This window comes from Streptomyces sp. NPDC059695 (genome assembly GCF_042733785.1).
In the GTDB taxonomy this organism is placed as follows: Bacteria; Actinomycetota; Actinomycetes; order Streptomycetales; family Streptomycetaceae; genus Streptomyces.
Genome location: NZ_JBHWFF010000027.1, coordinates 1 through 18,608, shown reverse-complemented (window position 1 = coordinate 18,608; position 18,608 = coordinate 1). Strand labels below are relative to the sequence as shown.

Sequence of the window (18,608 nt, the reverse complement as noted above, 5' to 3'; positions counted from 1 at the left end):
ACCTCAAGACCGTCACCCTTGACGCATAGCGCGGGGGTCGCAGGAGGCACCGTGCTCACCGCGTTCGCCCGGGCGTTCAAGACGCCCGACCTGCGCAAGAAGCTGCTCTTCACGCTCGCCATCATCGTGCTGTACCGCCTCGGGGCCCACATCCCGGTCCCCGGCGTCAGCTACGAGGCCGTCCAGCAGTGTGTCAAGCAGGCCAGCGAGGGCAACAACAGCCTCTTCGGCCTGGTCAACATGTTCAGTGGCGGGGCGCTGCTGCAGATCACCATCTTCGCGCTCGGCATCATGCCGTACATCACGGCCAGCATCATCCTGCAGCTGCTGACCGTCGTGATCCCGCGTCTCGAAGCCCTCAAGAAGGAGGGTCAGTCCGGCACTGCCAAGATCACGCAGTACACCCGGTACCTGACCGTGGCCCTCGCCATCCTCCAGGGCACCGGCCTCGTCGCGACCGCCAAGAGCGGTGCGCTCTTCAGCGGCTGCATCGTCGCCGACCAGGTCGTCCCGAACCAGTCGATCTTCACCATCGCCACCATGGTCATCACGATGACCGCGGGCACCTGCATCGTCATGTGGCTCGGTGAGCTGATCACGGACCGCGGCATCGGCAACGGCATGTCGATCCTGATGTTCATCTCGATCGCGGCCGGCTTCCCGGGCGCCCTCTGGGCCATCAAGAAGAGCGGCAAGCTCGCCCAGGGCTGGATCGAGTTCGGCGTCGTCATCCTCATCGGCTTCGTGATGGTGGCCCTCGTGGTCTTCGTCGAGCAGGCCCAGCGACGCATCCCGGTCCAGTACGCGAAGCGCATGATCGGCCGGCGTTCCTACGGCGGAACGTCCACTTACATCCCGCTGAAGGTGAACCAGGCGGGTGTGATTCCTGTCATCTTCGCGTCGTCGCTGCTCTACATCCCGGCCTTGATCGCGCAGTTCTCGAACTCCACCGCAGGGTGGAAGACCTGGATCGAAGCCCACTTCGTCAAGGGTGACCACCCCTACTACATCGCCGCGTACTTCCTCCTGATCGTGTTCTTCGCCTTCTTCTACGTGGCGATCTCGTTCAACCCCGAGGAAGTCGCGGACAACATGAAGAAGTATGGTGGCTTCATCCCGGGTATCCGGGCTGGTCGACCTACTGCCGAGTATCTGAGCTACGTGCTCAACCGGATCACTTGGCCGGGCTCGCTGTACTTGGGTCTGATCGCTCTTGTGCCGACGATGGCGTTGGCAGGCTTCGGTGGCGCCAATGCCAACTTCCCCTTCGGCGGGACGAGCATCCTCATCATCGTGGGTGTGGGGCTGGAGACCGTGAAGCAGATCGAGAGCCAGCTCCAGCAGCGCAATTACGAAGGGTTCCTCCGCTGATGCGAATCGTCCTCGTCGGACCGCCTGGTGCGGGCAAGGGCACGCAGGCCGCGTACCTCGCCAAGAACCTGGGCATCCCGCACATCTCTACGGGCGACCTGTTCCGTGCCAACATCTCGCAGGGCACGCCGTTGGGTGTAGAGGCGCAGTCGTACATGAAGGCCGGCCAGCTCGTGCCGGACTCCGTGACGATCGGGATGGCCGAGGACCGCATGCACCAGGCGGACGCCGAGGGCGGCTTCCTGCTCGACGGCTTCCCGCGGAACGTGGCCCAGGCCGAGGCCCTGGACGCGTTCCTCAAGGCCGACGGCATCGAGCTGGACGCGGTCCTGGACCTTGAGGTCCCCGAGGACGAGGTCGTGAAGCGGATCGCGGGTCGCCGCATCTGCCGCAAGGACTCCGCGCACGTCTTCCACGTGACGTACAACGCTCCCGCGACCGAGGGCGTCTGCGACGTCTGCGGCGGCGAGCTGTACCAGCGCGACGACGACACGGAGGAGACCGTCCGCAAGCGTCTGTCGGTCTACCACACCGAGACCGAGCCGATCATCGACTACTACCGGGCGCAGAACCTGGTGGCGACGATCTCGGCGCTGGGCAAGGTGGACGAGGTCACCGCCAAGGCGATGGCCGCGCTCAAGAAGTAACCCCTGGTTCGTTCGATACGGCCGCGGTGCCCCTCGGGGGCGTCGCGGCCGTATCGTTGTTCTGTTCCCCGTACTCGATGGAAAGGCCGCGGCCACGATGGTGCAGATCAAGACCCCCGAGCAGATCGCGAAGATGCGCGAGGCGGGCCTGGTCGTCGCCGCCATCCACGCGGCGACGCGTGAGGCGGCCGTGCCGGGCGCCACGACGAAGGACCTGGACGAGGTCGCGCGGAAGGTCATCGCCGACCACGGGGCGAAGTCGAACTTCCTCGGGTACGGAGGGTTCCCCGCGACGATCTGCACCTCGGTGAACGAGGTCGTCGTCCACGGCATCCCCGACGACAAGACCGTCCTCAAGGACGGCGACATCATCTCCATCGACGCCGGCGCGATCGTGGACGGCTGGCACGGTGACGCGGCCTACACGGCCTTCGTGGGCACCGGGCACGCTCCCGAGCTCGTCGAGCTCTCCCGGGTGACCGAGGAGTCGATGTGGGCCGGCATCGCGGCCATGAAGCTCGGCAACCGGCTGGTGGACATCTCGAAGGCGATCGAGACGTACATCAAGCGTCAGCCGCGGCCGGCGGTCGGCGACCACAGCCTCGGCCGGTACGGGATCATCGAGGACTACGGCGGCCACGGCATCGGCACCGAGATGCACATGGACCCGCACCTGCTGAACTACGTCTCCCGCAAGCGCGGCAAGGGCCCCAAGCTGGTCCCCGGCCTCTGCCTGGCGATCGAGCCGATGGTCTCCCTGGGCACCGCCCAGACGGAGGTCCTGAAGGACGACTGGACGGTCATCACGACCGACAGCACCTGGTCCTCGCACTGGGAGCACTCCATCGCCCTGACCGAGGAGGGCCCCCTGGTCCTCACCGCGGTCGACGGGGGCAAGGCGAAGCTGGCGGAGCTGGGCGTGACGGCGGCGCCGGACCCGCTGGCGTAGGCGCCGGGCCCGCGAGGGCCGCGTCGGGGGTCGGGATTCGTCCTTCGCGTAATGATCTTCTACGGTGGGCAGACTTCCCGATTCGTCTTTTCCAGGGCCCTGACGTAGACTGATGCGTCGGCTCTCGTGTACCCGTGTGTCCGCACACGGCGCCGAGAGTCGATCAAGGTAGCCGATTCGAAAGGCGAAGCGTGGCCAAGAAGCAAGGTGCCATCGAAATCGAGGGCACCGTGATCGAGTCCCTCCCGAACGCCATGTTCAAGGTGGAGCTCCAGAACGGTCACAAGGTCCTCGCGCACATCTCCGGCAAGATGCGGATGCACTACATCCGAATCCTCCCGGACGACCGGGTCGTCGTGGAGCTCTCTCCGTACGACCTGACGCGTGGCCGGATCGTCTACCGGTACAAGTAGATCTTGCCCGCACCCCGCCTCCGTGCGCGGGTGGTGGCACTGACCCGGAGAACCTCACATCCCATGAAGGTCAAGCCGAGCGTCAAGAAGATCTGCGACAAGTGCAAGGTGATCCGCCGTCACGGCCGGGTCATGGTCATCTGCGACAACCTGCGCCACAAGCAGCGCCAGGGCTGACGCACGCCGACCGACCTGCATTTCGCAGTTCTTCGCGCGACGCATAGCAATTCGTACATACGCAGAGCCCGTCCGACCGTGTCCCACGGTTGACGGCACCTCCGGCGGGGGCCGGGGACCCGACCTGTACCTCACACGGCAGCCGGGAACGGTTCTGCAGCAGACCCCCGAGAACACAGGAGCCATTGAATGGCACGCGTTTCCGGTGTTGACATCCCGCGCGAAAAGCGTGTGGTGGTCGCACTCACCTACGTCTTCGGCATCGGGCGTACCCGGTCCGAGGAGATCCTCGCCGCGACCGGCGTGAACCCGTCCACCCGTGTCCGCGACCTTGCCGAGGAAGACCTCGTCAAGATCCGCGAGTACGTGGACGCCAACCTCCAGACCGAGGGTGACCTCCGCCGCGAGATCGCCGCCGACATCCGCCGCAAGGTCGAGATCGGCTGCTACCAGGGTCTGCGCCACCGTCGTGGCCTGCCCGTCCGCGGCCAGCGCACCAGCACGAACGCTCGTACCCGCAAGGGCCCGCGTCGCGCCATCGCCGGCAAGAAGAAGCCGGGCAAGAAGTAGTCCTCAGCGGACGCTTGACCATGCGGTCTTCGCTGTAGGACCGACCACCTCCCGTAGGAGATATAGATGCCCCCCAAGGGTCGTCAGGGCGCTGCCAAGAAGGTGCGCCGCAAGGAAAAGAAGAACGTCGCTCACGGCCACGCGCACATCAAGAGCACGTTCAACAACACGATCGTCTCGATCACGGACCCCTCGGGCAACGTGATCTCCTGGGCCTCCGCCGGCCACGTCGGCTTCAAGGGCTCGCGCAAGTCCACCCCGTTCGCCGCGCAGATGGCCGCCGAGTCGGCCGCTCGCCGCGCGCAGGAGCACGGCATGCGCAAGGTCGACGTCTTCGTCAAGGGTCCCGGCTCCGGCCGTGAGACCGCGATCCGCTCCCTCCAGGCCACGGGCCTCGAGGTCGGTTCGATCCAGGACGTCACCCCCACGCCGCACAACGGCTGCCGTCCCCCCAAGCGCCGCCGCGTCTGACGCACGGCCTGCTTGACCAGGGCTTTCGGGCGGTGCGCCCCCTTCCGGGGGCGTACCGCCCGTACCCTTGCAGTACGTAGTACCCCGAGGACGTCAAATGGTGGGCGTCCACGACTGAAGGAAACACAGACATGCTTATCGCTCAGCGTCCGTCGCTGACCGAAGAGGTCGTCGACGAGTTCCGCTCCCGGTTCGTGATCGAGCCGCTGGAGCCGGGCTTCGGCTACACCCTCGGCAACTCCCTCCGCCGTACCCTCCTCTCCTCGATCCCGGGTGCCGCTGTCACCAGCATCCGCATCGACGGTGTCCTGCACGAGTTCACCACCGTGCCGGGCGTCAAGGAGGACGTCACCGACCTCATCCTCAACATCAAGCAGCTGGTCGTCTCCTCGGAGCACGACGAGCCGGTCGTGATGTACCTGCGCAAGCAGGGCCCGGGTCTGGTCACCGCCGCCGACATCGCGCCCCCGGCCGGTGTCGAGGTGCACAACCCCGACCTCGTTCTCGCCACGCTCAACGGCAAGGGCAAGCTGGAGATGGAGCTGACCGTCGAGCGCGGTCGCGGCTACGTCTCCGCCGTCCAGAACAAGCAGGTCGGCCAGGAGATCGGCCGCATCCCGGTCGACTCCATCTACAGCCCCGTGCTGAAGGTCACCTACAAGGTCGAGGCGACCCGAGTCGAGCAGCGCACCGACTTCGACAAGCTCATCGTCGACGTCGAGACCAAGCAGGCCATGCGCCCGCGTGACGCCATGGCGTCCGCCGGCAAGACCCTGGTCGAGCTGTTCGGTCTGGCCCGCGAGCTCAACATCGACGCCGAGGGCATCGACATGGGCCCGTCCCCGACGGACGCCGCCCTCGCCGCCGACCTGGCGCTGCCGATCGAGGAGCTGGAGCTCACCGTTCGGTCGTACAACTGCCTCAAGCGTGAGGGCATCCACTCCGTGGGTGAGCTCGTCGCCCGCTCCGAGGCCGACCTGCTCGACATCCGCAACTTCGGTGCGAAGTCGATCGACGAGGTCAAGGCGAAGCTGGCCGGCATGGGCCTGGCCCTCAAGGACAGCCCGCCCGGATTCGACCCGACCGCCGCCGCCGACGCCTTCGGCGCCGACGACGACGCGGACGCGGGCTTCGTCGAGACCGAGCAGTACTAAGAGCTCGGGCCTCAGGGTCCGTACTCGGGCGCGGGAGCGCTGTGCTTGATCGCGCCCGCACGGCGGAGCCGTAAATCGACTCCGCCCCGCGCCCCTTCCGGGCGTCGTCCCGGATCTCCGACGGGTATCCGCCCGCTCGGACACTGACATCGGTACCTCATACGGCCGGTGCAGATCACAAGGAGAAACACCATGCCGCGTCCCGCGAAGGGTGCCCGCCTCGGCGGTTCCGCCGCGCACGAGAAGCTGCTCCTCGCCAACCTGGCGAAGTCGCTCTTCGAGCACGGCCGCATCACCACGACCGAGGCCAAGGCCCGTCGCCTGCGTCCGGTCGCCGAGCGCCTGATCACCAAGGCGAAGAAGGGCGACATCCACAACCGTCGCCTGGTGCTGCAGACGATCACCGACAAGGGCATCGTCCACACCCTCTTCACCGAGATCGCCCCGCGCTACTCGGAGCGTCCGGGTGGTTACACCCGCATCACGAAGATCGGCAACCGTCGTGGCGACAACGCCCCGATGGCCGTGATCGAGCTGGTCGAGGGCGAGATCGCCAAGAAGGCGACCGTCGCCGAGGCCGAGGCCGCCACCGTGCGCGCCGTCAAGGAGGCCGACGCGGCCGCCGAGGCTCCGGCCGAGGAGTCGAAGGACGCGTAAGCGTTCCTCCGTTTCTCGTGAGCGGGCCCGTACCCCCTGGGGTGCGGGCCCGTTCCCGTGTGTCGACCGTGTCTTTGAGAGGATCTCCGCGTGAGCGATGACGTGCAGGACGGGTTCGTACGGGTACGCCTTGACCTTTCGTACGACGGCAGGGACTTCTCCGGCTGGGCCAAGCAGGCCCAGGGGCAGCGGACCGTGCAGGGCGAGATCGAGGACGCCCTGCGGACCGTGACCCGGTCCAGGGAGACGTACGAGCTGACCGTCGCCGGCCGGACCGACGCCGGGGTGCACGCGCGCGGGCAGGTCGCCCATGTGGACCTGCCCGTGGACGTGTGGTCCGAGCACCGCGACAAGCTGCTGCGGCGGCTCGCGGGGCGGCTCTCCCACGACGTGCGGGTGTGGAGTGTGGAGGAGGCCCCCACGGGCTTCAACGCGCGCTTCTCGGCCGTCTGGCGCCGCTACGCCTACCGCGTCACCGACAACCCTGGTGGCGTCGACCCGCTGCTCCGCGGGCACGTGCTGTGGCACGACTGGGCCCTCGACATGGACGCCATGAACGAGGCCGCCACCGCGCTCGTCGGCGAGCACGACTTCGCCGCGTACTGCAAGAAGCGCGAGGGCGCCACCACCATCCGCACGCTCCAGGTGCTGCGCTGGGAGCGGCGCGAGGACGGGATCCTGGAGGCGACCGTCAAGGCGGACGCCTTCTGCCACAACATGGTCCGCTCGCTCGTCGGCGCCCTGCTCTTCGTCGGCGACGGCCACCGGCCGGTCGACTGGCCCGGCAAGGTGCTCGCCGCCGGTGTCCGCGACTCGGCCGTCCACGTCGTGCGGCCGCACGGCCTCACCCTCGAGGAGGTCGGCTACCCGGCGGACGAGCTGCTCGCCGCCCGCAGCAGGGAGGCCCGCAACAAGCGGTCACTCCCGGGGAGCGCCGGCTGCTGCTGAGGCCTGGGAGCGGCCCCGGGCGTAGATCTGGTTGAAGGCGAAGGTGCCGAGGTCGTCGCTGGCCTGGAAGACGGGCTTGTCGGCCTTGGTGACCTTCCTGCCGTTGGCGAAACCGGCCTGGGTGAAGTACGCGTAGCGGCCGATCGCGTTCGAGCGGCGGAGGCAGACCGTGGCGTGGCAGAAGTCACCGACGCCGGCGCCGACCAGGGGCGCGATGCCGCCGGCGGCCTGGTCCTTCGCCTTCTGGGCCGCCGCCTCCGACGGGAAGACGGCGACGCCGACGGTGACGGCCACCCCGTCCTTCACGTAGGTGGCGCGGAGCACCCGCCGGCAGCCGTTCCGCTGCAGGACGGTGCCCAGGCCGCCCTGGGTGACGGCCGCGCAGTTCGTCGTCGAGGAGGTCGCGCCCTTCTTGTACGGGCGGCCGCTCATGGTCAGCTTCTTGCCCGGGAAGAGGCCCTCCGCGCTGAGCGGGGCCTTGTCCTTCTTCGGGTCCGAGATGTAGTCCTTCGGGTTCGGCGGGGGCGGCGGGGCCACCGACGAGAAGGTCGGCTCGGGGGGCGGCGTGCCGGTGGGGGAGACCGTGCCGGTGGGGACCGGGCCGTTCCTGGCCTCGTCGTTCTTCTTGTTCGTGCTCACGACGGCGGTCGCGACGATCGCGCCCACGGCCACCGCGGCCACCACCCCGCCGCCGATCAGCAGGAGGCGCTTGCGTCGGCCGCGCGAGGCCGAGGCGTCGGCCAGGGCGCCCCAGTCGGGCGCGTCACCGCCGCCCTGCGCGCCCGGGAACGGGTCCGGCTGCCGGGGAGGGTAGCCGTACCCGCCGCCCTGCTGCTGGGGCGGGTAGCCGTAGCCGCCCCCCTGCTGGGGCTGCGGGTAGCCGTAGCCGCCGCCGCTTCCCTGCTGCCCCTGCCCCTGGTCCTGCTGCCCGTACCCGGGCTGCTGTCCGTACCCCTGCTGCCCCTGCTGCTGCGGCTCCTGCGGCCACTGCGGTCCCCCAAAGCTCATGCCGCGCATCCTAAACCGGTTGGGCCGGGCCGACGCGGGCGGCGACAATGCATCCCATGGGACATGTCGAGGCCGCGCATCTGGAGTACTACCTTCCCGACGGGAGGGTCCTGCTCGGGGACGCCTCCTTCCGGGTCGGAGAGGGCGCCGTCGTCGCCCTCGTCGGGGCCAACGGCGCCGGCAAGACCACACTGCTCCGGATGATCGCCGGGGAGCTCCAGCCGCACGGCGGCACGGTCACGGTCAGCGGCGGGCTCGGTGTGATGCCGCAGTTCGTCGGCTCCGTACGGGACGCGTCCACCGTCCGTGACCTGCTGGTCTCCGTCGCGCAGCCGAGGATCCGGGAGGCCGCGAAGGCGGTCGACGAGGCCGAGCACCTGATCATGACGGTGGACGACGAGGCCGCGCAGATGAAGTACGCGCAGGCCCTCAGCGACTGGGCCGAGGTGCAGGGGTACGAGGCCGAGACCCTCTGGGACATCTGCACGATGGCCGCGCTGGGCGTCCCGTACGAGAAGGCGCAGTTCCGCGAGGTCCGGACGCTCTCCGGCGGTGAGCAGAAGCGGCTGGTCCTGGAGTCGCTGCTGCGCGGCCCCGACGAGGTGCTGCTCCTCGACGAGCCGGACAACTACCTCGACGTGCCCGGCAAGCGGTGGCTGGAGGAGCGGCTGCGGGAGACCCGCAAGACCGTGCTCTTCATCTCCCACGACCGGGAGCTGCTCTCCCGGGGCGCCCAGAAGATCATCGCGGTCGAGCCCGGCCCGGCCGGGTCGGACGTCTGGGTGCACGGTGGCGGCTTCGACACCTTCCACGAGGCCCGGCGGGAGCGGTTCGCCCGCTTCGAGGAGCTGAAGCGGCGCTGGGACGAGAAGCACGCGCAGCTGAAGAAGCTGGTGGTCAACCTGCGGCAGGCGGCCGCGGTCAGCCACGAGATGGCCTCCCGGTACGCGGCGGCGCAGACCCGGCTGAGGAAGTTCGAGGAGGCCGGGCCGCCGCCGGAGCCGCCGCGCGAGCAGGACATCCGGATGCGGCTGCGCGGCGGGCGGACCGGGGTGCGGGCCGTGACCTGCGAGAACCTTGAGCTGACCGGTCTGATGAAGCCGTTCTCGCTGGAGATCTTCTACGGGGAGCGGGTCGCCGTCCTCGGTTCGAACGGCTCCGGCAAGTCGCACTTCCTGCGGCTGCTCGCGGGGGACCCGTCCGTCGCCCACACGGGTGCGTGGAAGCTCGGGGCCCGGGTCGTGCCGGGGCACTTCGCGCAGACCCACGCGCACCCGGAGCTGGCCGGGCGGCCGCTCGTCGACATCCTGTGGACGGAGCACGCCAAGGACCGCGGCGGGGCGATGTCGATGCTGCGGCGGTACGAGCTGGAGCGGCAGGGCGACCAGTCCTTCGACCGGCTCTCGGGCGGGCAGCAGGCGCGCTTCCAGATCCTGCTCCTGGAGCTCGCGGGCACGACGGCGCTGCTGCTGGACGAGCCGACGGACAACCTGGACCTGGAATCGGCGGAGGCGCTCCAGGAGGGCCTGGAGTCGTACGACGGGACGGTGATGGCCGTCACGCACGACCGCTGGTTCGCGAAGTCCTTCGACCGCTTCCTGGTCTTCGGCTCGGACGGAGTCGTACGCGAGACCAGCGAGCCCGTGTGGGACGAGCGGCGGGTCGAGCGGGCGCGGTGACGGCGGTGGCGCGCTGACGGCGGTCACGGCGGGCGGGTCGGGTGCGCGGGGTGGGGGCCGCGCGTTTTGACCCGTCCGGGGGCGCGCGGGTACTGTTGCGGTTTGTTGTGCGTAGTGGCTTCGTCGTTCTCACACGAAGAGCCGTTACGCAGGTTCCCTGGAGCAGTTACCAGTGGCTCGCATACGGGCTCGATCCCGGCAGTGCAGGCCCCAGCTGCATGATCGCTTCAGGTGTGTCTGGACTCCATCCACTGAAGAAGCGAAGGCTACGAAGTGCGTACGTACAGCCCCAAGCCCGGCGATGTCACTCGCCAGTGGCACATCATCGACGCGCAGGACATCGTCCTGGGCCGTCTGGCGACGACGGCTGCGAACCTCCTGCGAGGCAAGCACAAGCCGGTCTACGCCCCCCACATGGACATGGGCGACTTCGTCATCATCATCAACGCTGACAAGGTCCACCTGTCCGGCAACAAGAAGACCCAGAAGATGGCCTACCGCCACTCTGGCTTCCCGGGTGGTCTGCGCTCCGTCCGTTACGACGAGCTGCTCGACAAGAACCCCGAGAAGGCCGTCGAGAAGGCCATCAAGGGCATGATCCCCAAGAACTCCCTGGGCCGTCAGATGCTCTCGAAGCTGAAGGTCTACGCGGGCGAGAACCACCCGCACGCTGCGCAGCAGCCGGTCCCGTTCGAGATCACCCAGGTCGCGCAGTAGTTCCGGCCACACCCCCTAAGAACGAAAGAAATCTGAGGAGCATCGTGGCCGAGACCACCCCCGAGACCCCCGTCGACGAGTTCGAGGGCGTCGAGGAGTACACCACCGAGACCGAGCTCGTCGAGGGTGAGTACACCTCCGAGTCGCTCGCGTCCCGCTTCGGCGACCCGCAGCCGGCCGCCGGCCTGGGCCGTCGCAAGAACGCCATCGCCCGCGTCCGGATCGTTCCGGGCACCGGCAAGTGGAAGATCAACGGTCGCACCCTTGAGGACTACTTCCCCAACAAGGTGCACCAGCAGGAAGTCAACGAGCCCTTCAAGGTGCTCGAGCTCGACAACCGCTACGACGTCATCGCCCGCATCGCGGGTGGCGGTGTCTCCGGCCAGGCCGGCGCCCTGCGCCTCGGCGTGGCCCGTGCGCTGAACGAGGCGGACGTCGAGAACAACCGCCCGGCGCTGAAGAAGGCCGGCTTCCTCTCCCGTGACGACCGTGCGGTCGAGCGGAAGAAGGCCGGTCTCAAGAAGGCCCGTAAGGCTCCGCAGTACAGCAAGCGTTAATCGCCTGCTCGGTCTGCTTTCGTACGCCCCGGCGGCACTGCCCGTGCCGTCGGGGCGTACGTTTTTTCATAACCTCTTTCGTCACCTCTTTCATCTTTCATCAGCTTGGGCACGTATTTTCGGAGGACAGCTGTGGGACGACTCTTCGGCACGGACGGCGTACGCGGCGTCGCCAACGCGGACCTGACGGCGGAGCTTGCGCTCGGCCTGTCGGTCGCGGCCGCGCACGTGCTCGCCGAGGCGGGCACCTTCGAGGGCCATCGGCCGACCGCGGTGGTCGGGCGTGACCCGCGCGCCTCCGGAGAGTTCCTCGAGGCGGCCGTCGTCGCCGGCCTCGCCAGCGCCGGGGTCGACGTGCTGCGCGTCGGCGTGCTGCCCACCCCGGCCGTGGCCCACCTCACCGGCGTCCTCGGCGCCGACCTGGGCGTGATGCTCTCCGCCAGCCACAACGCCATGCCCGACAACGGCATCAAGTTCTTCGCGCGCGGCGGCCACAAGCTCGCCGACGACCTCGAGGACAAGATCGAAGCCGTCTACGAGGAGCACCGCACCGGCGCCCCCTGGGAGCGCCCCACCGGTTCCGGCGTCGGCCGCGTCCGCGACTACGACGAGGGCTTCGAGACGTACGTCTCGCACCTCCTCGCCGTCCTCCCCAACCGCCTCGACGGCCTGACGATCGTCCTCGACGAGGCCCACGGCGCCGCCGCCCGCGTCTCGCCGGAGGCGTTCACCCGGGCCGGCGCCCGGGTCGTCACCATCGGCGCCGAGCCGGACGGCCTCAACATCAACGACGGCTGCGGCTCCACCCACCTCGGCCTGCTGCGGGCCGCCGTCGTCGAGCACGGCGCCGACCTCGGCATCGCCCACGACGGCGACGCCGACCGCTGCCTCGCCGTGGACGCGGCCGGCAACGAGGTCGACGGCGACCAGATCCTCGCCGTGCTCTCCCTCGCGATGCGCGAGGCCGGCACCCTGCGCGGCGACACCGTCGTCGCGACCGTCATGTCCAACCTGGGCTTCAAGCTCGCCATGGAGCGCGAGGGCCTGAACCTCGTCCAGACCGCGGTCGGCGACCGCTACGTCCTGGAGTCCATGAAGGAGAACGGCTACGCGCTCGGCGGCGAGCAGTCCGGGCACGTCATCGTGCTCGACCACGCCACCACCGGCGACGGCACCCTCACCGGGCTCATGCTGGCCGCCCGTGTCGCCGCCACCGGCAAGTCGCTCGCGGACCTCGCCGGCGTCATGGAGCGGCTCCCGCAGATCCTCATCAACGTCAAGGACGTCGACAAGTCCCGGGTCACCACCTCCGGTGAACTCGCCGCCGCCGTCACCGACGCCGAGCGCGAGCTCGGCTCCACCGGCCGCGTCCTGCTGCGTTCCTCCGGCACCGAGCCGCTGGTCCGCGTCATGGTCGAGGCCGCCGACATCGAGCAGGCCCGCGCGGTCGCGCAGCGCCTCGCGGACGTCGTGAAGTCCGCGCTGGGCTAGCCTGCCTGAGGCGCCGTCATGCAAGGGTGAGGGCCCCCGCCGGTTTCCGGCGGGGGCCCTTCTCCGTGCCTCAGGTCTTCGGTTCGCGCCGCCACCGGCCGCGCTGGGTGCGCCACAGCAGCTTCTGCCCGTACAGGGTGAGCGTCCCGGCCAGCATGATGCCGAAGAGGTTCAGGCCCAGCTGCTCGACCGAGCCCCACATCTGGCTCAGGTCCCCGTAGCTGAGCGCCACCGCCGCGTTCGCGCCCGCGGGGACCGTCGTCACCGAGATCGCCACGCCCACCAGGGCCCCCGACTTGGCGGAGGTCAGCGAGAGGGTCCCGGCCGCGCCCGCGAGCAGCGCCACCACGAACGAGAACGGGTCCGGCTGCCAGATGAACTTGGTGTTGGGCCGGTCCGCGTCCAGCTGGGCCTGGCTGAACAGGTCGAGCGCGTCTATCCCCAGGCTGAACACCGTCGTCGCCACGATCGCCGCCGCGAACCCCACGACCAGCGCGAACAGCGACCGGGCCGCCAGCTTCGGCGCACGCTGCACGATCGCCGTACAGACCCCGGCCAGCGGTCCGAACTCCGGCCCGACCGCCATCGCGCCCACGATCAGGATCGCGTTGTCCAGGACGACACCGCAGGCCGCGATCATCGTCGCCAGGATCATGAACGCGCTGTACGTGATGGAGAGCGTCGACTCCTCGTGCGTCGCGCCCGCCAGCTGCTCCCAGATCACCGCGTCCGCGGGCTCGCCCGGGGCCTCCTCCTCCGCCGCGTCCGCGCGCGCGGAGAGGGAGAAGTCGATGGTGTCGACGGCGATCGAGCCGTCCTGATCGATCCTCAGCGCGCGGAGGCCGTTGAGCAGTTCGTGCCCCGCCTCGCGGGCCACGTCGCACATCACGACGTCGCCCGAGGGGTCGCGGGCCGCGCCGGGCAGCACCACCAGATGGGTGGTGCCCACCGTCGACTCGATCAGCCGGACGGCCTCGGACGTGCGGTCGGGCGGGACGATCATCCGCAGATGCAGCATGGGGAGAGCGTACGGAGGTTCAGAGCTTCCGCAGGCTCAGGCGCTGCACCTTGTGGTCGGGGCCCTTGCGGACGACGAGGGTCGCCCGGCCGCGCGTCGGGGCCACGTTCTCCAGGAGGTTCACCTTGTTGATGGTCCGCCACATCGTGCGCGCGTAGTCGAAGGCCTCGTCCTCGGAGACCTGCGTCCAGCGCCGGAAGTACGAGGACGGGTCCTGGAACGCGGTGTCGCGCAGCTTCCGGAAGCGGTTCAGGTACCAGCGCTCGATGTCCTCGGGCCGCGCGTCCACGTACACCGAGAAGTCGAAGTAGTCGGCCAGGCCCACCCTGGTGCGGCCGTCCTTGCCGGGAAGGGCCGGCTGGAGGACGTTCAGGCCCTCCACGATGAGGATGTCCGGGCGGCGGACGACGAGCCGCTCCCCGGGCACCCGGTCGTAGATCAGGTGCGAGTAGACCGGGGCCGTGACCTCGTCCTTGCCCGCCTTGACGTCCGCGACGAAACGGGTCAGGGCCCGGCGGTCGTACGACTCGGGGAACCCCTTCCGCGACATCAGGCCGCGCGCCTTCAGCTCCTCCATCGGGTAGAGGAAGGCGTCCGTGGTCACCAGCTCCACGCGCGGGTGCTCCGGCCAGCGGGCGAGCAGCGCCTGGAGGAGCCGGGAGACCGTCGACTTGCCGACGGCCACCGAACCGGCGACCCCTATGACGAAGGGCGTGCCGCGCTGCTCGGCGCTCGCGCCGAGGAAGGTGTTCAGCGCGCCGCGCAGGCCGCTGGTGGCCTGCACGTACAGGTTGAGCAGCCGGGAGAGCGGGAGGTAGATGTCCCGCACCTCGTCGAGGTCGATGACGTCACCGAGACCACGGAGCCGCTCGACCTCGTCGGCGGTCAGCGGGAGCGGCGTCTTGTCGCGCAGGGCGCTCCACTCGGCCCGGGTGAGGTCGACGTACGGCGACGCCTCGGACGGCTTGCGGTGGCCGGCGCCGTTGCGGGGGGTGGCGGGTGCGGCGGCCTGGGCGGCGCCGTTGCCGGGGGTGGCGGTCCCGTTGCCGGGGGTGCCGGGTGCGGGGGACCCGCCGCTCCCGGTCTGGAGGCTTCCGGGTCCGGCGGTCCCGCCGGGGCCGGCGCCGTTGCCGGGTTCTCCGTCGGGGCTTCGTGGCGGCGAAGTGATCACCCCGCCATTGTCGGGGGTCGGCGGGCTCCGTGGGCCGTGGGGTCGGTCACGCGTCAAAAGGCGTTGAACCGCCCTCGCGATGCGGCGATCATGCTGTGATGCCGCGTGGGCTCCTGTTCTTCACGCGGGGGGAGCCGCCACGGGGCGGCGCACGAAGTCACCACGACGCCACGACACCACGACGCCACGTCGCCACGTCGCCACGTCGACACGGCGTCGTGTCGTCACGAAGAGAAACAGAGAGCCACGCCCGATGCGCACGTTCACCCGAAACACCGCCGTCGCCGTCACCGCCGCCTCCCTCGCGCTGCTCGTCAGCGCCTGCGGCAGCGGGGACAAGGACGCCGGGAAGGACTCCGCGTCGCCGAGCGCCTCCGCCACCAGCAGTGCGCCCGACGCGAAGGCCCTGTCCTCCGCCGAGCTGGAGAGGCTCGTCGTCGAGCAGGCCGACCTGCCCGGCCACCAGGTCCAGAAGGCCAAGGCCGCGGACCTCGTGAAGCCCGAGGCCGTCGCCACGGACAAGCCCGCCTGCAAGCCGCTCGCCGACGCCATGTCCTTCCTCGCCACCGGGAACCCGGCCGCCACCGCGAACCGCAAGGTCATCGAGGTGCCGAAGACCGAGGGCGCCACGGCCTCGCCGCAGGACGCCCTCGGGGCGCTCAGCGCACCCGTCACCAGCGTGGCCCTCGGCTCGTACGACGGGCAGGGCGCCCAGGAGGCCTTCGCCTCGCTGAAGACCGCCGGCACGGAATGCGCGGGAGGCTTCACGCTCCTCGGCGGCGGCGAGAAGACGAAGATCACCAAGGTCGCGCCGGAGACGGTCTCCGCCGGCGAGGAGTCGCTCGCGTGGACCGTCACCACCGACATGGACGGCGAGCCCTTCGTCACCAAGGTGGTCGTCTTCCGCAAGGGCGGCACGCTCGCCTCCTTCTCCACCCTCAGCCTCGGCGGCACGGTCAAGGCCCTGCCGAAGGCCGTGATCGACGCCCAGGCCGCCAAGCTGGGCTGACCCGGGGGGCGTACGGGCGCCGTCCGAGGGCGCGCGGCGCGAGCGCGACACGGGCGGGGGCTCGCGACGCGTCGACTCCGGCCGGTGGGGCGGGTTCCGCCGTAGTCTGCCGTCATGTGCGGAATCGTGGGATACGTCGGCGGGCAGTCGGCGCTTGATGTGGTGGTCGCGGGCCTCAAGCGGCTCGAATACCGGGGCTACGACTCGGCCGGTGTCGCGGTCCTCGCCGACGGCGGGCTGGCGGCGGCCAAGAAGGCGGGCAAGCTCGTCAACCTGGAGAAGGAGCTCGTCGACCGGCCCCTGGCCGGCGGTTCCGTCGGCATCGGGCACACCCGCTGGGCCACCCACGGCGGGCCCACCGACGCCAACGCGCACCCCCACCTCGACAACGCCGGGCGCGTCGCCGTCGTCCACAACGGCATCATCGAGAACTTCGCGGCCCTGCGCGAGGAGCTCGGCGACCGCGGACACACGCTGCTGTCCGAGACCGACACCGAGGTCGTCGCCCACCTCCTCGCCGAGGAGTTCTCGTCCGCCGGGGACCTCGCGGAGGCCATGCGGCTCGTCTGCCGCCGGCTCGACGGGGCCTTCACCCTGGTCGCCGTGCACGCCGACCAGCCCGACGTCGTCGTCGGCGCCCGCCGGAACTCGCCGCTCGTCGTCGGCGTCGGCGAGGGCGAGAACTTCCTCGCCTCCGACGTGTCCGCCTTCATCGCGCACACCCGCTCCGCGATCGAGCTCGGCCAGGACCAGGTCGTCGAGCTGACCCGGGAGGGCGTCACCGTCACCGACTTCGACGGGGTGCCGGCCGACGTCCGGGCCTACCACGTCGACTGGGACGCCTCCGCCGCCGAGAAGGGCGGCTACGCCTCCTTCATGCTCAAGGAGATCGCCGAGCAGCCCAAGGCCGTCGCCGACACCCTCCTCGGGCGGATCGACGGGACCGGCCGGCTCACCCTCGACGAGGTGCGCATCCCCGACGCCGTGCTCCGCGAGGCCGACAAGGTCGTCATCATCGCCTGCGGCACCGCCTTCCACGCCGGGCTCATCGCCAAGTACGCCATCGAGCACTGGACCAGGATCCCCTGCGAGGTCGAGCTCGCCAGCGAGTTCCGCTACCGCGACCCGATCCTCGGCCAGCGCACCCTGGTCATCGCGATCTCCCAGTCCGGCGAGACCATGGACACCCTCATGGCGCTCCGGCACGCCCGCGAGCAGGGCGCGAAGGTGCTCGCCGTGTGCAACACCAACGGCTCGACCATCCCGCGCGAATCCGACGCCGTGCTCTACACGCACGCCGGGCCCGAGGTCGCCGTCGCCTCGACCAAGGCCTTCCTCACCCAGCTCGTCGCCTGCTACCTCCTCGCCCTCTACCTCGGCCAGGTGCGCGGCACCAAGTGGGGCGACGAGATCCACGCCGTCGTGCGCGAGCTCGCCCGGATCGGCGACGAGGTCGAGCGGGTGCTGGAGACCATGGAGCCGGTACGGGCCCTGGCCCGCTCGCTCGCCCACAAGGACACCGTGCTGTTCCTCGGACGGCACGTCGGCTACCCGGTGGCCCTGGAGGGGGCGCTCAAGCTCAAGGAACTCGCCTACATGCACGCGGAGGGCTTCGCGGCCGGCGAGCTCAAGCACGGGCCGATCGCCCTCATCGAGGAGGACCTGCCGGTCGTCGTGGTCGTCCCCTCGCCGCGCGGGCGCTCCGTCCTCCACGACAAGATCGTCTCCAACATCCAGGAGATCCGGGCCCGCGGAGCCCGGACCATCGTCATCGCGGAGGAGGGCGACGAGGCCGTCGTCCCGTACGCCGACCATCTCGTCCGCATCCCCGCCACGCCTACGCTGCTCCAGCCGCTGGTCGCCACGGTGCCGCTCCAGGTCTTCGCCTGCGAGCTCGCCACCGCGCGGGGCAACGAGGTCGACCAGCCGCGCAACCTGGCCAAATCCGTGACCGTGGAGTGAGTGGGAAATGATCATTGGGGTGGGGATCGACGTGGCGGAGATCGACCGCTTCGCCGCGTCGATCGAGCGGACACCGGGGCTGCTCCAGCGCCTCTTCGTCGAGCGGGAGCTGCTGCTCCCCAGCGGCGAGCGGCGCGGGCCCGCGTCGCTCGCGGTGCGGTTCGCCGCGAAGGAGGCGCTCGCGAAGGCGCTCGGCGCGCCGGGCGGACTGCACTGGACGGACGCCGAGGTGTACGTGGAGGGCACGGGGCAGCCCCGACTGCGGGTCCGGGGGACGGTGGCGGCGCGGGCGGCGGAACTGGGCGTCCGCCACTGGCACGTCTCGCTGAGCCATGACGCGGGGGTGGCGTCGGCGGTGGTGATCGCGGAGGGCTGACGCGGGGGCGGCGCGCCGCCGTTGTGAGCCCGCGCCCTGCCGCGGCGGTCGGCGCCCACCCCGTTGTGGGCCCGCGCCCCGCCGTCGTGGGCTGCGCCCACCCCGTTGTGGGCAATCGTTCCGCCGGGGCGGTGCCCACCCTCACCGAACGCCGCCCCGCCCGTTGTGGGCAATCGTTCCGCTGGGGCGGAACGGGTGGGCACAACGGACGGCGCCTCTTGCCGGGCCCAGGCTCCCGCGCCCTGACCCGCACCACCTGGTGC

20 protein-coding genes are annotated in these 18,608 nt (G+C 70.0%); 17 read left to right on the top strand and 3 right to left on the bottom strand.

From position 1 onward, the window contains the following. Positions 1–51 precede the first annotated feature (51 nt). From secY to truA, 10 genes are all read left to right on the top strand, one after another. Positions 52–1,371: a preprotein translocase subunit SecY gene (gene secY / locus ACFV2S_RS28375; RefSeq protein WP_383788368.1), complete on the top strand. Its 1,320-nt coding sequence runs from the start codon at positions 52–54 to the stop codon at positions 1,369–1,371. Further along, complete coding sequence (locus tag ACFV2S_RS28370) at positions 1,371–2,018, top strand: adenylate kinase (protein ID WP_383788371.1); 648 nt, start codon at positions 1,371–1,373, stop codon at positions 2,016–2,018. Before secY ends, ACFV2S_RS28370 begins: the two co-directional genes overlap by 1 nt. A 97-nt stretch (positions 2,019–2,115) precedes the next feature. After that, positions 2,116–2,967 carry a type I methionyl aminopeptidase gene (map, locus tag ACFV2S_RS28365; RefSeq protein ID WP_383788375.1) on the top strand — a complete coding sequence of 284 codons (852 nt, stop codon included), beginning with the start codon at positions 2,116–2,118 and terminating at the stop codon, positions 2,965–2,967. A 191-nt stretch (positions 2,968–3,158) separates the two neighbouring features. Beyond that, the gene (infA, locus tag ACFV2S_RS28360; protein ID WP_003956442.1) at positions 3,159–3,380 is read left to right on the top strand and encodes a translation initiation factor IF-1; all 222 of its coding nucleotides are present in this window, start codon (positions 3,159–3,161) and stop codon (positions 3,378–3,380) included. A gap of 63 nt (positions 3,381–3,443) precedes the next feature. Then, positions 3,444–3,557 carry a 50S ribosomal protein L36 gene (gene rpmJ / locus ACFV2S_RS28355; RefSeq protein WP_003956441.1) on the top strand — a complete coding sequence of 38 codons (114 nt, stop codon included), beginning with the start codon at positions 3,444–3,446 and terminating at the stop codon, positions 3,555–3,557. Positions 3,558–3,746: 189 nt separating this feature from the next. Further along, entirely contained in the window at positions 3,747–4,127 is a 381-nt protein-coding gene (gene rpsM, locus ACFV2S_RS28350) for a 30S ribosomal protein S13 (protein ID WP_015035595.1), read from the top strand. A 66-nt stretch (positions 4,128–4,193) separates the two neighbouring features. Continuing rightward, complete coding sequence (gene rpsK, locus ACFV2S_RS28345; protein WP_003956432.1) at positions 4,194–4,598, top strand: 30S ribosomal protein S11; 405 nt, start codon at positions 4,194–4,196, stop codon at positions 4,596–4,598. A gap of 131 nt (positions 4,599–4,729) precedes the next feature. Beyond that, positions 4,730–5,752: a DNA-directed RNA polymerase subunit alpha gene (locus ACFV2S_RS28340; RefSeq protein WP_003966937.1), complete on the top strand. Its 1,023-nt coding sequence runs from the start codon at positions 4,730–4,732 to the stop codon at positions 5,750–5,752. Between the two features lie 192 nt (positions 5,753–5,944). Next, entirely contained in the window at positions 5,945–6,409 is a 465-nt protein-coding gene (gene rplQ / locus ACFV2S_RS28335) for a 50S ribosomal protein L17 (RefSeq protein ID WP_015035596.1), read from the top strand. Positions 6,410–6,499: 90 nt separating this feature from the next. Further along, positions 6,500–7,357 carry a tRNA pseudouridine(38-40) synthase TruA gene (gene truA, locus ACFV2S_RS28330; RefSeq protein ID WP_385564858.1) on the top strand — a complete coding sequence of 286 codons (858 nt, stop codon included), beginning with the start codon at positions 6,500–6,502 and terminating at the stop codon, positions 7,355–7,357. On the opposite strand, the gene ACFV2S_RS28325 is transcribed toward truA, so the two are convergent. Then, positions 7,328–8,365 (bottom strand): hypothetical protein, encoded by a 1,038-nt coding sequence (locus ACFV2S_RS28325; protein WP_385564855.1) that lies wholly within the window; start codon positions 8,363–8,365, stop codon positions 7,328–7,330. The genes truA and ACFV2S_RS28325 overlap by 30 nt on opposite strands. Before the next feature lie 56 nt (positions 8,366–8,421). Between ACFV2S_RS28325 and ACFV2S_RS28320 the strand changes: the two genes are divergently transcribed. From ACFV2S_RS28320 to glmM, 4 genes are all read left to right on the top strand, one after another. Then, a complete protein-coding gene (locus ACFV2S_RS28320) occupies positions 8,422–10,044 on the top strand; it encodes an ABC-F family ATP-binding cassette domain-containing protein (RefSeq protein WP_385564853.1) in 1,623 nt (540 codons plus the stop codon). Positions 10,045–10,317: 273 nt separating this feature from the next. Beyond that, positions 10,318–10,761, top strand: coding sequence for a 50S ribosomal protein L13 (gene rplM / locus ACFV2S_RS28315; RefSeq protein ID WP_041130788.1), 444 nt, complete (start codon positions 10,318–10,320; stop codon positions 10,759–10,761). Between the two features lie 44 nt (positions 10,762–10,805). Beyond that, entirely contained in the window at positions 10,806–11,318 is a 513-nt protein-coding gene (gene rpsI, locus ACFV2S_RS28310; RefSeq protein ID WP_015035601.1) for a 30S ribosomal protein S9, read from the top strand. 132 nt (positions 11,319–11,450) lie between these two features. Beyond that, positions 11,451–12,809, top strand: coding sequence for a phosphoglucosamine mutase (glmM, locus tag ACFV2S_RS28305; protein ID WP_385564849.1), 1,359 nt, complete (start codon positions 11,451–11,453; stop codon positions 12,807–12,809). 70 nt (positions 12,810–12,879) lie between these two features. Here glmM and ACFV2S_RS28300 read toward each other — a convergent pair whose 3' ends face one another. Together ACFV2S_RS28300 and coaA are read right to left on the bottom strand one after the other, a co-directional pair. After that, a complete protein-coding gene (locus tag ACFV2S_RS28300; RefSeq protein WP_385564846.1) occupies positions 12,880–13,827 on the bottom strand; it encodes a DUF389 domain-containing protein in 948 nt (315 codons plus the stop codon). Between the two features lie 19 nt (positions 13,828–13,846). Continuing rightward, positions 13,847–14,998: a type I pantothenate kinase gene (coaA, locus tag ACFV2S_RS28295; protein ID WP_385564843.1), complete on the bottom strand. Its 1,152-nt coding sequence runs from the start codon at positions 14,996–14,998 to the stop codon at positions 13,847–13,849. A 253-nt stretch (positions 14,999–15,251) separates the two neighbouring features. Between coaA and ACFV2S_RS28290 the strand changes: the two genes are divergently transcribed. The 3 genes from ACFV2S_RS28290 (at position 15,252) to ACFV2S_RS28280 (ending at position 18,345) form a co-directional block, all read left to right on the top strand. Then, positions 15,252–16,007 carry a hypothetical protein gene (locus tag ACFV2S_RS28290; RefSeq protein ID WP_385564840.1) on the top strand — a complete coding sequence of 252 codons (756 nt, stop codon included), beginning with the start codon at positions 15,252–15,254 and terminating at the stop codon, positions 16,005–16,007. Between the two features lie 114 nt (positions 16,008–16,121). Continuing rightward, positions 16,122–17,969 carry a glutamine--fructose-6-phosphate transaminase (isomerizing) gene (gene glmS / locus ACFV2S_RS28285; protein ID WP_385564836.1) on the top strand — a complete coding sequence of 616 codons (1,848 nt, stop codon included), beginning with the start codon at positions 16,122–16,124 and terminating at the stop codon, positions 17,967–17,969. Positions 17,970–17,976: 7 nt separating this feature from the next. Beyond that, positions 17,977–18,345: a holo-ACP synthase gene (locus tag ACFV2S_RS28280; RefSeq protein ID WP_383788402.1), complete on the top strand. Its 369-nt coding sequence runs from the start codon at positions 17,977–17,979 to the stop codon at positions 18,343–18,345. The last annotated feature ends 263 nt before the right edge of the window (positions 18,346–18,608 follow it).